Here is a 13,477-nt window from a genome sequence, read left to right on the forward strand (position 1 = left end):
GGTGCACCGGCGAGCTCACAGGCGTTTGCGCCGGGAGCGCCACCAGGTGGCGGCGGCGAAACCGGCCGTCGCCACCCCCACCACGATCGCGATCGGGAGCAGACCGCTGAACAGGCACAGCACCGCCAGCAACGCGGCCAGCGCGAGGACCAGCAGCGTCAACACCCGGCGCAGGCCCCACCGGCGCCCGCTGTCGAAGCGGTCGAACTTCTCCGCCAACCGCGGGTCGTCGGCCACCAAGCCGGACTCGATCCGCGCCAGCCTCTCCCGCTCGTGCCTGCTCAACATGGCGAGCTCCTAGCGACGTCCGCACCGACACCAACGAGGTACCCACCCCGCCCGCGCCTGTCACCTGGTGCACCGCCCAAAGACTGCCACGCCGGAGGTCGTCGTCGCGCCCGGCATCTCGGGTGATTTCCCCTCACTCAGCGCAACGGCGGTCAGCTCGCGTAGTGCACCACCCCGTCGACGTCCTCCCGCCGCAGCCGGCCGCGCAGGGCCAGGACGTCGAGGTGGGCGGCGGTTTCGAGCACGGCCATCATCTGGTTGAACGGGTCGAGATCGGCGAAGGCGCGTTCGCGGCGGGTCCAGGTCAGCGCCCGGGCGGCCTCGTACGCGGTGGCCGCGCCCCGCTCGACGACCTCGGCGGTGTCGGCCAGCCGCCGGTCGTGGTGGTCCAGCAGTTCGTCGACGCGCCGGTGAACACTGTCGGTGACCGGCCCGTGCGCGGGCAGCAACCGCATGTCCGGCATCGACCGAACCAGCCGCAGCGACGCCAGGTAGTCGCGCAGCGGCGCCGCGCTGGGCGCCTGCTCGAACCCGATCGACGGGGTGATGTGCGGCAGCACGTGGTCACCGGCGAACATCAGCCCGGCTGCGTCGTCGACGTAGACCAGGTGCCCCCGGGTGTGCCCCGGCGTCGGCACGGCGCGCAGCGGACGGTCGAGCAGGCCCACGTCGGTGGACTCGTCGATCCACACGTCGGGGTCCTCCCAGTCGTCGGCGTTCGCGCGTTCACCGCGCATCGCCAGCAGCGCGTCGCACACCGGCTTGGCGCCGCAGGCGGTCAACAGCGCGACCTGCCTGTCCAGCGGCCGGTGCGCCGGGTTCTGCTGGGTGCGCAGGGTGTCGCGCTCGTCCTGGCCGAGGAACACCGCGGAGCCGTACTCCCGGCGCAGCGCCACGGCCTGCGTGTAGTGGTCGCGGTGCGCGTGGGTGACCAGGAACCGCCGGACGTCGCCGAGCCCGGCGCCGAGCTGCCCGAGCGCGGCGGCGAGCTGCTCGCGCGCGGCCTGGAGCGCCCACCCGCCGTCGACGAGGGTCAGCACGTCGCCGTCGGTGATCGCGTAGACGTTGACGGCGCGCAGGCCGTCGTTGGGCAGCGGAAGCGGGATCCGGTGCACTCCCGGCGCCACTTCGACCGCGCCCGGTCGCATCCACTCGTGCCGCGAGTCGCCCATGACCACACACCTCCGAGCCGCGCGTCCCCCAGGAGTACCACACCGTACCGACCGGTCAGTGTGCCGTGGGCGACATCCGGCACGACCGCGGCCGACCACGTCCGGAATCCGCGCAGGTGACCACATCTCCGACCGTCCACACAGGACGGATGCGGCGCCGGGTTAGTGTTGTTGGTCACAACCGTCGCGGAAGGACCGGGTGATGTCCGCTGAACAGCTGGCCGAGGCCGTCAACGCCGTTCCCCTGGTGGACCACCACGTGCACGGTGCGCTGGTCGCCGAGCTCGACCGCCCCGCCCTGGAACTGCTGCTGACCGAGTCCGACCGGCCGCTGCCCGCCGGGACGACCCAGTTCGACTCGCAGCTGGGTTTCGCGGTGCGCCGCTGGTGCGCTCCGCTGCTCGACCTCGAACCGCACGTCGACCCGGACGACTACGTGGCGCGGCGCGCGGAACTCGGAGCCGCCGAGGTCACCCGGCGCATGCTGGCGGCCTCGGGGGTGGCGCACCACCTGGTCGAAACCGGGTTCGGCGGTGCGGACGTCCTCTCCCCCGCCGGAATGGCGCGGGCCTCCGGGGCGCGCGCCGACGAGGTGGTGCGCCTGGAATCGGTGCTGGAGGACCTCGTCCGCAGCGGCGCGTCCGCCGGACAGTTGCCCGAGCGGTTCCGGGAGGCCCTGGCCGGGCGCACCGCCTCGGCCGTCGGGCTCAAGAGCGTCGTGGCCTACCGCCACGGCTTCGACGTCGATCCGCGCCGTCCCACCGACGCCGAGGTGGTCGCCGCCGCCGGGGAATGGCTGCGCGGCTGCGAGAACGCCGGTCGGGTGCGGGTCGACCACCCGGTGCTGCTGCGGTTCCTGCTGTGGTGCGGTGTGGACCGGGGGCTGCCGCTGCAACTGCACGCCGGTTACGGGGACCCGGACCTGGACCTGCACCGCTGCGACCCGCTGCTGCTGACCGACTTCATCAGGCTGGTCGAGCCGACCGGCGTCGACCTGCTGCTGCTGCACTGCTACCCGTTCCACCGCAACGCGGGCTACCTGGCGCAGGTCTTCCCGCACGTGCACCTCGATGTCGGGTTGGCCGTCAACCACGTGGGAGCCCGCGCGGCGGCGGTGGTCGCCGAATCCCTGGAACTCGCGCCGTTCGGGAAGGTCCTGTTCTCCTCGGACGCCTTCGGCCCCGCCGAGCTCCACTACCTCGGGGCGCACCTGTGGCGCCGAGCCCTGCACCGCACCCTCGCGCGCTGGGTCGACGACGGGGAGTGGTCCACATCGGACGCCGTCCGCGTCGCCGACCTCCTCGGCCACGCCAACGCCCGCCGCGTCTACCACCTGCGCGACGCGAGCGCCTGAGCCCCGGCCCCGCGGTTCACGCGGAACCGCAGGGCGTCCGGTCTCTTGAGTGAGTGCCTGTCTTCGAACCTGGTTCCGACAGGACGTGGTAAGCGGCGACAGCCGCTTTCTCTTTCGGTGAGCGGCCTCGCCACTTGCACCGCCGCGGGTTCTCCGACAAGCACAGCGGCGCGTCAGCGCCTCCGTGGGGGGCGGTGGCCGGGCGACGGGCGAGCCGCTGAGTTTCCGCCACCGGCACCGCCACCCAAAACGAGTTCAACGACAGGCAATCAGCCCTTGAGCTCGCAGAGCGGGGTGCCTTGGGAGACGGAGTCACCGGGCTGGGCGGTGAGGCCGGTGACGGTGCCGTTTTTGTGCGCGGTGACGGGGTTCTCCATCTTCATCGCCTCCAGGACGGCGATGACATCGCCCGCGGCGACCTCGTCGCCGTCGGACACCGCGAGTTTGACGATGGTGCCCTGCATCGGCGCGGTCACCGCGTCCCCGGACGCGGCTGCGCCCGGCTTGCTCTGGGAACGCTTGCGCGGCTTGGCCTTCGCCACCGGGGCGGCGGACGCGGCGGCGAATTCGGCGGGCAGCGACACCTCCAGCCGGCGCCCGCCGACCTCCACGGTGATGGTCTGCCGCGCCTCCGGCTCCGCGGCCTCGGTCCCGCCGGTGAACGGCTCGACGGTGTTGTCGAACTCGGTCTCGATCCACCGGGTGTGCACGGTGAAGCCGTCCTCGGCGGTGAACGCCGGATCCCGCACGATCAGCCGGTGGAACGGCAGCACCGTGGGCATCCCCTCGACGACCATCTCGTCCAGCACCCGCCGGGAGCGCTCCAGGGCCTGCTGCCGGGTCGCGCCGGTGACGATCACCTTGGCCAGCAGCGAGTCGAACTGGCCGCCGATCACGCTGCCGGTCTCCACCCCGGCGTCCACCCGCACGCCCGGCCCCTGCGGAGCGACGAAGCGGCTCACGGTTCCCGGCGCGGGCAGGAAGTTGCGGCCCGCGTCCTCACCGTTGATGCGGAACTCGATCGAGTGGCCGCGCGGCTCCGGGTCCTCGGTGATCGCCAGCTTCTCGCCGGCGGCGATGCGGAACTGCTCTCGCACCAGGTCCAGCCCGGTGGTCTCCTCGGAGACCGGGTGCTCCACCTGCAACCGGGTGTTGACCTCCAGGAACGAGATCGTCCCGTCCTGGCCCACCAGGAACTCCACGGTGCCCGCGCCGTGGTAACCGGCCTCGGCGCAGATGGCGCGCGCCGCCTCGTGGATGCGCCGCCGCTGCTCGTCGGTCAGGAACGGCGCCGGCGCCTCCTCGACGAGCTTCTGGTGCCGCCGCTGCAACGAGCAGTCCCGAGTGCCCACGACCACCACGGTGCCGTGCTGGTCGGCCAACACCTGGGCTTCCACGTGCCGCGGTCGGTCCAGGTAGCGCTCCACGAAGCACTCGCCGCGGCCGAAGGCACCCTCGGCCTCGCGCACCGCCGAGGAGTACAGCTCGGGGATCTCCTCGATCGTGCGCGCGACCTTCAGGCCACGGCCACCGCCGCCGAAGGCGGCCTTGATCGCCACCGGCAGGCCGTGCTCCTCAGCGAAGGCGACGACCTCGTCCGCACCGGACACCGGGTCCTTGGTGCCGGGCACCAGTGGTGCCCCGGCGCGGGTCGCGATGTGCCGGGCGGTGACCTTGTCACCGAGGTCCCGGATCGCCTGCGGCGACGGGCCGACCCAGATCAGCCCCGCGTCGAGCACTGCCTGGGCGAAATCGGCGTTCTCCGACAGGAACCCGTATCCGGGGTGCACCGCGTCGGCTCCCGAGCGCTTCGCGGCGTCGATCACCTTGTCGATGGCCAGGTACGACTCGCCGGGCGTCGAACCGCCCAGCGCGAACGCCTCGTCGGCCAACCGCACGAACGGGGCGTCGGCGTCCGGCTCGGCGTACACGGCGACGGAGGCGATGCCCTCGTCCTTGCAGGCGCGGATCACTCGGACCGCGATCTCACCGCGGTTGGCGATCAGGACCTTGCTGATCGGCGTCACGTCCACAGTGGTCAACTCCTCGATTCCCGGCGCGACGCCGGTCGGCTACCGAAATCCTGTTGGCGGCGCAGCATCAGCCCGGCAGGGCCGAGGCGCGCCATGCGTGCGGTCCGGGACGCAGCGGGCGGCGCCCCGCGGGGTGGCGCAGGGCCGCGGCCGGGTCGCCCCACAGCGACATCGGCCGCTCCGGCTCGGCGGCGGGGGTGCTCGCCGCGGCGAGTCCGGTCAGCGCCGCGACGAGCGCGGCGACCTCGGCGTCGTCCGGGTTGCCCCGGACCACGCGCAGCACCGGCCGCCCCGGCTCGGTGTCGTGGCTCATGAGCACCTCCGTGGCGTCACAGCGGGATGTTGCCGTGCTTCTTGGCGGGCAGGCTCGCGCGCTTGTCGCGGAGCATCCGCAGGGACCGGGCGACGTAGCCGCGGGTGTAGGACGGCGGGATCACCGAGTCGACGTAGCCGCGTTCGGCGGCGACGTAGGGGTTGCACAGGGTGTCCTCGTACTCCTGCTGGAGCCGGGCCCGCACCTCCTCGACGTCCTCGCCCGCCTCGGCGGCCTCGGCCAGCTGCCGCCGGTAGAGGATGTTCACCGCGCCCTGCGCGCCCATGACCGCGATCTGGGCGGTCGGCCAGGCCAGGTTGATGTCCGCGCCCAGGTGCTTGGACCCCATGACGTCGTAGGCCCCGCCGTACGCCTTGCGGGTGATCACGGTGACCAGCGGCACGGTCGCCTCGGCGTAGGCGTACAGCAGCTTGGCGCCGCGCCGGATGATCCCGTTCCACTCCTGGTCGGTGCCGGGCAGGAAGCCGGGCACGTCCACGAAGGTCAGCACCGGGACGTTGAACGCGTCGCAGGTGCGCACGAACCGGGCGGCCTTCTCGCTGGCGTCGATGTCGAGGGTGCCCGCCAGCTGGGTCGGCTGGTTGGCGACCACGCCCACCGGGTGGCCCGCCACCCGGCCGAAGCCGACCACGATGTTCGGCGCGAACAGCGCGCCGACCTCCAGGAACTCCCCGTCGTCGACGACGCGGGAGATGACCTCGTGCATGTCGTAGGGCTGGTTCGGCGAGTCCGGGACGAGGGTGTCCAGCTCCCGGTCCTCGTCGGTGATGGCCTCGGCGATCGACCCGGCCCCGGTGTCGGCACCGTCGAACACCGGCGCCTCGGAGAGGTTGTTGCTGGGCAGGAAGGACAGCAGCTCCTTGACGTAGGAGATCGCGTCCTCCTCGTCGGCGGCCATGTAGTGCGCGTTGCCGGACCGCGAGTTGTGCGCGCGGGCCCCGCCCAGCTCCTCGAAGGTGACGTCCTCGCCGGTGACGGTCTTGATGACGTCGGGACCGGTGATGAACATGTGCGAGGTCTGGTCGACCATCACGGTGAAGTCGGTGATCGCCGGCGAGTACACCGCGCCGCCCGCGCACGGCCCCATGATCAGCGAGATCTGCGGGATGACGCCCGAGGCGTGGGTGTTGCGCTTGAAGATCTCGGCGTAGAGCCCCAGGGCGGCCACGCCCTCCTGGATGCGGGCGCCGCCGGAGTCGTTGATGCCGATCAGCGGGCAGCCGGTCTTGAGCGCCAGGTCCATGACCTTGACGATCTTCTCGCCGAAGACCTCGCCCAGCGAGCCGCCGAAGACGGTGAAGTCCTGCGAGAACACGCACACCTTGCGGCCGTCGACGGTGCCGTAGCCGGTGACCACGCCGTCACCGTAGGGCCGGTTGGCGTCCATGCCGAAGTTCGTGGTCCGGTGCCGCGCGTGCTCGTCGAGTTCGACGAACGAGCCCGGGTCGAGCAGCATGTCGATCCGCTCGCGCGCGGTCTTCTTGCCCTTGGCGTGCTGCTTGTCCACCGCGCGCGCCGACCCGGCGTGCACCGCCTCGTCGCTGCGCCGGTACAGATCCGCCAGCCTGCCCGCGGTCGTGTGGATGTCCGGCACGTCCACCGGCGGCTGTCCGACCGGCTCCGTCGCGCTGCTCATGCAACCAACCTGTCCTCGTCACCTGCTCGGCTGTGGTCCGCCACGACCTCGGCACGGGCGGTCGCTCGCGGTCCGGCGCCCCCACTGGCGAGCGCCGGACGCGGCGATCCCCGGGCAGACCTCGTCGCGGCGCACGTTAGCCACCCGAGCGCCGCGAAGTCAACTTCCAAGTGATCCCGGCGTAGCCCGCGCAGATGTCGAACAACCTGGTTTCCTGGGCATTCGCCACCTAAGTGAATGACGGATAGCTAGTCCTGAACGTCCGTGGCGAGCATCAGCGCGGTGCCCGCGCGCACCGGCGCGGCCACGTCGCGGACCGCGCCGGTGCGGGCCATGTCGTTGGCCACGGTCAACGCCGCCTGCACCAGGATCCGGGAGCGCACCGGGTCCAGTTCCGGCCTGGCCTCGCACAGCAGCCCCACCCACTCGGCGACGTAGGCGTGCTGGGTCTGGCGCGCCCGGTGCCGTTCCGCGTCCGGGAGGTGCCCGACCTCGCTGACCAGGATGTCGATGAACCGGCCGTGGTCGAAGGCGAACGTGGTGTAGGAGCGCAGCAGTTCGCGCAGCGCCTCGTCGGCGGCGGGGACGTTGGCCAGCGTGCGTTCCAGCTCCACCTCCAGCCACGCCGAGCCGCGCGTGATCACGGTGCCGAGCAGCTCCTGCTTGCTGGCGAAGTAGTTGTACAGGCTGGGCCCGGCGATCCCGGCCGCCGCGCCGACGTCTTCGGTGGTGACCTTGGTGTACCCGCAGTCGGCGAACAGCCGCGTCGCCGCCTGCAACAGCAGCCTGCGGCGCGACGCGCGCCCGGCGAACAGCGCCGAGGACTCCTCGCGGCGTTCGGCGAACCGCTGCGGCGGCTGCTCGCCGAGCACGACCACCATCGCCCGCAGCAGCTGCTCGAACTCCCGGCGGGGCAGCTCCACCTGGTGGTAGGAGGGGCTGGTGAGCACGCTGAACAGGCACCAGCCGCGGAACCGGGCGTCTTCGGCGCTGAGCTCCGGGCGGAACGCCCGGGCGACCTCGGCGAGCCCGCCGGCGACCACCCGCAGCTCCTCGCGCAGCACGTCGCGCTGCTCCTCGGGCAGGTGCCGCGCCTCCCGCTGCCACAGCACGCCCAGTTGCCGGTGGTCGAGCGCGGCGGCGGCGAGCTCGGCGACCACCGCGTCCAGCCCGCGTTCCGGGACCCGCGCGCTGATCTCGGCGAACGGCTGCATCTCGGTCAGCACCAGCCGGGTCAGCAGTTGCTGCTTGCCCGCGAAGTGCCGGTACAGCGCCGAGGTGCCGACCCCGACCGCCTCGGCGATGTCGCTCATGCCGACCCGCGCGTAGCCGAACCGGTAGAACAGGTCGGCCGCGGCCGCGGTGATGAGCGCGCGCCTGTTGCGGGGGCGCGTATTGCGGGCGGGCGGACCTGCCGCACCGGCCACCTCAGCCATCATCGCCTCCCGTCGCTGCTCCCGCGGCGGCCCCGAGCATACTGACCCCCGGCACCTCCACCACGGCAGCAGCTCCCGGACGGCCACCCCACCGCTTCGTCCACAGTGGACCCCGCGGCACCGCGGGCTCAGCGCCTGTCTTTGAACTTGGTTCCGGCGGGGCGTGGTAAGCGGCGGTAGCCGCTTTCTCTTTCGGTGAGCGGTCTCGCCACTTGCACCGCCGCGGGTTCTCCGATGAGCACAGGGGCGCGTCAGCGCCTCCTTGGGGGGCGGTGGTCGGGCGACGGGCGGGCGTCTCGCGAGGACAGCCCCGACGCCGTGTATTGGGCATACATCAGGAGGGGCTCCCGGAGCCGATGTGACTGCGGCGCGCAGCGCCTCCGTGGGGGGTGGTGGTCGGGTGACGGGCGGGCCGCTGAGGTTCCGCTCCCGGCACCGCCACGCACAACGAGTTCAAAGACAGGCTCTCACCCGTCCCGGGTCAGTAGCGCCACCGGGTCAGCGCGACGAGCTCCTCCGGGGTGGCGCCGGCGAAGCGTTCGGCTTCGGCGCGGCGGACGGTCAGCACCGCGTCGTGCAGTTCCGGCCCCATGGCCTCGGCCAGCACCGCGGACTCCGCGAACTGCCCGGCCGCCTCCGCCGGTCCGGTCGGCAGGCGCCGGATCCCGGCGCGGTCGCGGTCGGACTCCGGGAGCAGGGCGGGGTCGCCGGTGATCTCCCCGGGCAGCCGCAGTTCCTCCCGCACGCCCGCGAGCCCGGCGGCGAGCACCGCGCCGACCAGCAGGTACGGGTTGGCGGTGGCGTCGAAGCACTTGATCTCGGCGTTGGCGGCCCACTGGCCGGTGCCGGTGGTGCCGGTGATCAGCCGCAGCGCCGCCTCGCGGGTCTCGCGGCCCCACACCTGCCACACGCCCGCCCACCGGGACGGTTGCAGCCGCAGGAAGCTCGCCGGGTTGCCCGCGCCGACCGCCTGCAGTGCGGGCAGCTCGCGCAGCACCCCGGCCAGGAACGCCTCCCCGGCCAGGTGGAGCCCGTGGCGCCCGGGACCGTCGGCGAACAGGTTGCCGTCGGGGCCGTGCACGGACACGTGCAGGTGCGCCCCCGAACCGGCGCCGTCGGGGTCCAGGCTCGGGGCGAAGCTGGCGCGCCAGCCGTGCTCGCGGGCCGCGCGGCGCGCCGTGTGCCGGACCAGCACCGCGTCGTCGGCGGCGCCCACCGGGTCCCGGGGCGCGACGGAGAGTTCGACCTGGCCCGAGGCGTACTCGGGGTGGAACTGCTGCACGGCGAGCCCCTGGGCGTGCAGCGCCGCGACGAGGTCCCGGCCGTGGTCGGCCACCGCCTCCAGCCGGGCCTGGCCGTAGGCGGGACCGGTGAAGGCGGGCACCACGTCGTCGGCGTCGGCGCACAGGATCCACTCGTGCTCGAACGCCGCCTGCACCCGCAGCCCCTGCCGAGCCGCGGCGTCGACCTGGCGCGCCGCGAAGGCGCGCTGGCAGGCCACGAACCGCGTGCCCTCTTGGACGAACTTGTCGGCGGGGGCCCACGCCCAGCCCGGCTGGGCCGCCAGCGGCACGAGCCGGGACAGGTCCGGCACCAGCCGCAGGTCGCCGTCCGGGCCGCCGAGGTGTCGTCCGCGCACCATCACGTCGTCGAAGCAGAACGTCTCGAAGCACGGCGAGGCACCGACGCCGTAGCGCACCACCGCGGCCAGCCTCTCCAGCGGCACCGCCTTCACCCGCACCGTCCCCGCGTTGTCCACAAAGGACATCTCCACCAGCTCGACGCCCTCGGTGCGCAGCCGCGCGACGACATCGGGCAGTTCGGGCGGTTCCGCGGCGGGAATGCGATCACCGGTCATGTCGACACCGTAGTCCTGCCGGCGGATCTCGCGGTGGTTTTTCCGCCTGCCGGGGAACGCCGTCCCGACACGCGCACCGCGGCGCGGACCGCCCCGGCGGGATCGCGACCGCTGCGTAGGATGCGGCGCGTGACGTCCCCCGACCTGACCACCGATCCCCTGCACGTCCTGCGCCGCGTGTTCGGCTACGACTCGTTCCGCGGCCCCCAGCAGGACATCGTCGAGCACGTCGTCGCGGGCGGCGACGCGCTCGTGCTCATGCCCACCGGCGGGGGCAAGTCGCTGTGCTACCAGATCCCGGCGCTGGTGCGGCCCGGCACGGGCATCGTCGTCTCCCCACTGATCGCGCTGATGCAGGACCAGGTGGACGCGCTCAACGAACTCGGCGTGCGGGCCGGGTTCCTCAACTCCACCCAGCTGCCGCAGGAGCGGCAGCGGACCGAGGAGGCGTTCCGGTCCGGCGAGCTGGACATGCTCTACCTGGCACCCGAGCGGTTGCGCCTGGAGTCGACGCTGCGGCTGCTCGACCAGGGCGAGGTGGCGCTGTTCGCCATCGACGAGGCGCACTGCGTGGCCCAGTGGGGCCACGACTTCCGGCCCGACTACCTGGAGCTGTCGGTGCTGCACGAGCGGTTCCCCGCCGTGCCGCGGATCGCGCTGACCGCCACCGCCACCCCGGCGACCCGCCGGGAGATCGCCGACCGCCTGGAACTGACCGGAGCCCGGCACTTCGTCTCCGACTTCGACCGGCCCAACATCCAGTACCGCATCGTCGGCAAGGCCGACCCGCGCAAGCAGCTGTTGCGGCTGGTGCGCGACGAGCACGCCGGCGACGCGGGCATCGTCTACCGGCTGACCCGCGCCGACGTGGAGCGCACCGCCGAGTTCCTGGTCGCGAACGGCGTCGACGCGGTGCCCTACCACGCGGGCCTGGACGCGGCGACCCGCGCCGCCCACCAGGCCCGGTTCCTGCGCGAGGACGGCCTGGTGGTGGTCGCGACGATCGCCTTCGGCATGGGCATCGACAAACCGGACGTGCGGTTCGTCGCGCACCTCGATCTGCCCAAGTCGGTGGAGGGCTACTACCAGGAGACCGGCCGCGCCGGGCGCGACGGCCTGCCCGCCACCGCCTGGATGGCCTACGGCCTGCAGGACGTGGTGCAGCAGCGCAAGCTGATCGACTCCGGCGACGGCGACGCCGCGCACCGCCGCACGCAGACCGCGCACCTGGACGCGATGCTGGCGCTGTGCGAGACCGTCGAGTGCCGCCGGGTGCGGCTGCTCGCGCACTTCGGCCAGGAGTCCCGGCCGTGCGGCAACTGCGACACCTGCCTGGCACCGCCGGAGTCGTGGGACGGCACGGTTGCCGCGCAGAAGCTGCTGTCGGCGGTGGTGCGGCTGGACCGGGAGCGCAACCAGAAGTTCGGCGCCGGGCAGATCATCGACATCCTGCGCGGTCGCCGCACGCCCAAGGTCGAGCAGTTCCGCCACGACCAGCTCAGCGTGTTCGGCGTGGGCGGGGACATGTCCGAGGCCGAGTGGCGCGGGGTGGTCCGCCAGCTGCTGGCCCAGGGACTGCTGGAGGTGGAGGGCGACTACGGCACCCTGGTGCTCACCGAGTCCAGCAGTGCGGTGCTGCGCCGGGAGGAGCCGCGCACGGTCCGGTTGCGCACCGAGGGCAAGCAGGCCCCGGCGGCGAAGACCCGCAAGCAGCAGCCGCCGACGACGCTGCCGCCGGAGGCCGAGCCGGTCTTCCAACGCCTGCGCGCCTGGCGCAGCGCGACGGCGCGGGAGGAGAACAAGGCGCCGTTCATCATCTTCCACGACGCCACGCTCCGCCAGATCGCCGTGACCCGACCGTCCACGATGGACGAACTCGCGGCGATCAACGGGGTCGGCGAGCAGAAGCTCACCAAGTACGGCGCGCAGATCCTGGACGCGCTCGCCGAATGAGCGGTCCCACCGCCACGGCGCGCGGCGGGCCGTGCGAGATCAGAACTCGAAGCCGCCGGGTTTGCCGTTGCGGTCGGCCAGGAGCCCGGCCAGCGTCGCGACCGCGATCTCGGGCGGGGTGCGCGAGCCGATGTTGAGACCGATCGGCCGGTGCACCCGGGCGATGTCGGATTCGGCGACGCCGAGTTCCCGCAGCGCCGCCACGTGCGGGCCGGGGTGCCGCGGGTTGCCCAGGACACCGATCCAGCGCGGTTTCCGAGCCAGCGCGTCGCGCAGCACCACGCCCAGCTCGGGCCGGTGGTGGTCGGTGACCACGACGTCCGCGCGGTCGTCCAGGTCGCCGAACTGCCGCACCACCTCGGCGTCCACCCCTGCCGGGCGCTCACCGTCGGGTTCGACCAGCACCGGCCGGAACCCGGCATCGGCGCCGTAGCGCAGCAGGAACCCGGCCACCGGGGAGGCGAAGACCGCGACCAGCACCCGGTCCTCGGTCTCCGCCGCGACGTCGCCGTGCGCCACGGCGCAGCGGGAGTCCTCGTTCATGCCGCGAGTGTGCCAGGTCACCGACCGGCACCACCACGGTGCGCGCAGAGCCTGTTCTTCGAACTCGTCGTGGGTGGCCGGTGCTCAGCGGCCGCCTCGGCCGCGGGAGCCCCGACTCATGCACGCCCGCTCACAGCCGGGTGGCGCGGGCCAGCCACGCGGCGCACTCCACGCGCTGCCCGGGCGCCACGCCGAGCTCGGCGGCCTGCTCTTCCGGGGCGCAGCCGAGGTAGCGGGAGGTGCGGATCTCCTCCAGCCGCCAGCCCGCGGCGAAGGCGTCGCGGATCTCCAGCTCGCTGACCTGCGGTCCGACGGCCGGCCCGACGTCGGACAGGGCCAGCACGTGCGCGGTGGCCCCCGGTCGGCACGCCCGGTGCAGGGCGGCGGTGTAGCGCACCTGGTCGTCGCGGCCGAACACGTGGAACAGGGCGCTGTCGACGACCGTGTCGAACCGCGGCGGCCCGTCGAGCGCGAGCGCGTCGGCCACCTCGAACCGCGCGTCGACGCCCTGCCCGGCGGCGTTGGCCCGCGCCAGTTCGACGCCGGACGCGGTGATGTCGAGCCCGAGCACGTCGTAGCCGAGCCGGGCGAGGTGGATGGTGTGCTCCCCGGTGCCGCAGCCCGGGTGGAGCACCGCGCCGCGGATGCCGCCGGAGCGTTCCAGCTCCACGACGGCCGGTTGCGGCTCACCGATCACCCACGGCGGGGTGCCGGTCTCGTACGCCGATTCGAAGATCTCCCGGCTGACCGTGCTGTCCATGCGCTGCCTCCTGTTCGCGGTCCTCGCGAACAGCTTCGTAGTTCGACCCAGGTCGAAGTCAACGCCTCCGACCGGCCGGTCCGCGTGCTGATGATCGCGGTGCTGCACTT

Annotated in this window: 11 protein-coding genes; 2 read left to right on the plus strand and 9 right to left on the minus strand. The window is 72.9% G+C overall.

Going from position 1 to position 13,477, the window contains the following annotated elements; all coding sequences use genetic code 11:
* Nucleotides 1-15 precede the first annotated feature (15 nt).
* Together NV263_RS20540 and NV263_RS20545 are read right to left on the minus strand one after the other, a co-directional pair.
* The gene (locus NV263_RS20540) at nt 16-288 is read right to left on the minus strand and encodes a DUF3040 domain-containing protein (RefSeq protein WP_263248118.1); all 273 of its coding nucleotides are present in this window, start codon (nt 286-288) and stop codon (nt 16-18) included.
* A 152-nt stretch (nt 289-440) separates the two neighbouring features.
* Nucleotides 441-1,460 carry an MBL fold metallo-hydrolase gene (locus NV263_RS20545; RefSeq protein ID WP_263248119.1) on the minus strand — a complete coding sequence of 340 codons (1,020 nt, stop codon included), beginning with the start codon at nt 1,458-1,460 and terminating at the stop codon, nt 441-443.
* A 202-nt stretch (nt 1,461-1,662) separates the two neighbouring features.
* Between NV263_RS20545 and NV263_RS20550 the strand changes: the two genes are divergently transcribed.
* Nucleotides 1,663-2,814, plus strand: coding sequence for an amidohydrolase family protein (locus NV263_RS20550; RefSeq protein WP_263248120.1), 1,152 nt, complete (start codon nt 1,663-1,665; stop codon nt 2,812-2,814).
* A gap of 269 nt (nt 2,815-3,083) precedes the next feature.
* On the opposite strand, the gene NV263_RS20555 is transcribed toward NV263_RS20550, so the two are convergent.
* From NV263_RS20555 to NV263_RS20575, 5 genes are all read right to left on the minus strand, one after another.
* Nucleotides 3,084-4,847 carry an acetyl/propionyl/methylcrotonyl-CoA carboxylase subunit alpha gene (locus NV263_RS20555; RefSeq protein WP_263254284.1) on the minus strand — a complete coding sequence of 588 codons (1,764 nt, stop codon included), beginning with the start codon at nt 4,845-4,847 and terminating at the stop codon, nt 3,084-3,086.
* 67 nt (nt 4,848-4,914) lie between these two features.
* Entirely contained in the window at nt 4,915-5,160 is a 246-nt protein-coding gene (locus NV263_RS20560) for an acyl-CoA carboxylase subunit epsilon (RefSeq protein ID WP_263248122.1), read from the minus strand.
* Nucleotides 5,161-5,176: 16 nt separating this feature from the next.
* Nucleotides 5,177-6,817: an acyl-CoA carboxylase subunit beta gene (locus NV263_RS20565; protein ID WP_263248123.1), complete on the minus strand. Its 1,641-nt coding sequence runs from the start codon at nt 6,815-6,817 to the stop codon at nt 5,177-5,179.
* Nucleotides 6,818-7,065: 248 nt separating this feature from the next.
* Entirely contained in the window at nt 7,066-8,256 is a 1,191-nt protein-coding gene (locus NV263_RS20570; RefSeq protein ID WP_263248125.1) for a TetR/AcrR family transcriptional regulator, read from the minus strand.
* Between the two features lie 478 nt (nt 8,257-8,734).
* Nucleotides 8,735-10,111 carry a type I glutamate--ammonia ligase gene (locus NV263_RS20575; RefSeq protein WP_263248126.1) on the minus strand — a complete coding sequence of 459 codons (1,377 nt, stop codon included), beginning with the start codon at nt 10,109-10,111 and terminating at the stop codon, nt 8,735-8,737.
* A gap of 120 nt (nt 10,112-10,231) precedes the next feature.
* On the opposite strand from NV263_RS20575, the gene recQ reads away from it, so the two are divergent.
* The gene (gene recQ, locus NV263_RS20580; protein WP_263248128.1) at nt 10,232-12,064 is read left to right on the plus strand and encodes a DNA helicase RecQ; all 1,833 of its coding nucleotides are present in this window, start codon (nt 10,232-10,234) and stop codon (nt 12,062-12,064) included.
* Between the two features lie 39 nt (nt 12,065-12,103).
* On the opposite strand, the gene NV263_RS20585 is transcribed toward recQ, so the two are convergent.
* Both NV263_RS20585 and NV263_RS20590 read right to left on the minus strand, forming a co-directional pair.
* Nucleotides 12,104-12,607, minus strand: a complete 504-nt coding sequence (locus NV263_RS20585) for an XdhC family protein (RefSeq protein ID WP_263248129.1) — start codon at nt 12,605-12,607, stop codon at nt 12,104-12,106.
* A 130-nt stretch (nt 12,608-12,737) separates the two neighbouring features.
* Nucleotides 12,738-13,367 carry a class I SAM-dependent methyltransferase gene (locus NV263_RS20590; protein ID WP_263248130.1) on the minus strand — a complete coding sequence of 210 codons (630 nt, stop codon included), beginning with the start codon at nt 13,365-13,367 and terminating at the stop codon, nt 12,738-12,740.
* Nucleotides 13,368-13,477 lie beyond the last annotated feature (110 nt).

The sequence above is a fragment of the Saccharopolyspora rosea genome, from assembly GCF_025643595.1.
Taxonomy (GTDB): Bacteria; Actinomycetota; Actinomycetes; order Mycobacteriales; family Pseudonocardiaceae; genus Saccharopolyspora; species Saccharopolyspora rosea.

Bases quoted from the DNA above. Each gene is read 5' to 3' on its own strand.
- NV263_RS20540 (WP_263248118.1), bottom strand. From the start codon at position 288: ATGTTGAGCAGGCACGAGCGGGAGAGGCTGGCGCGGATCGAGTCCGGC.
- NV263_RS20545 (WP_263248119.1), bottom strand. From the start codon at position 1,460: ATGGGCGACTCGCGGCACGAGTGGATGCGACCGGGCGCGGTCGAAGTG.
- NV263_RS20550 (WP_263248120.1), top strand. From the start codon at position 1,663: ATGTCCGCTGAACAGCTGGCCGAGGCCGTCAACGCCGTTCCCCTGGTG.
- NV263_RS20560 (WP_263248122.1), bottom strand. From the start codon at position 5,160: ATGAGCCACGACACCGAGCCGGGGCGGCCGGTGCTGCGCGTGGTCCGG.
- NV263_RS20565 (WP_263248123.1), bottom strand. From the start codon at position 6,817: ATGAGCAGCGCGACGGAGCCGGTCGGACAGCCGCCGGTGGACGTGCCG.
- NV263_RS20570 (WP_263248125.1), bottom strand. From the start codon at position 8,256: ATGATGGCTGAGGTGGCCGGTGCGGCAGGTCCGCCCGCCCGCAATACG.
- NV263_RS20575 (WP_263248126.1), bottom strand. From the start codon at position 10,111: ATGACCGGTGATCGCATTCCCGCCGCGGAACCGCCCGAACTGCCCGAT.
- recQ (WP_263248128.1), top strand. From the start codon at position 10,232: ATGCGGCGCGTGACGTCCCCCGACCTGACCACCGATCCCCTGCACGTC.
- NV263_RS20585 (WP_263248129.1), bottom strand. From the start codon at position 12,607: ATGAACGAGGACTCCCGCTGCGCCGTGGCGCACGGCGACGTCGCGGCG.
- NV263_RS20590 (WP_263248130.1), bottom strand. From the start codon at position 13,367: ATGGACAGCACGGTCAGCCGGGAGATCTTCGAATCGGCGTACGAGACC.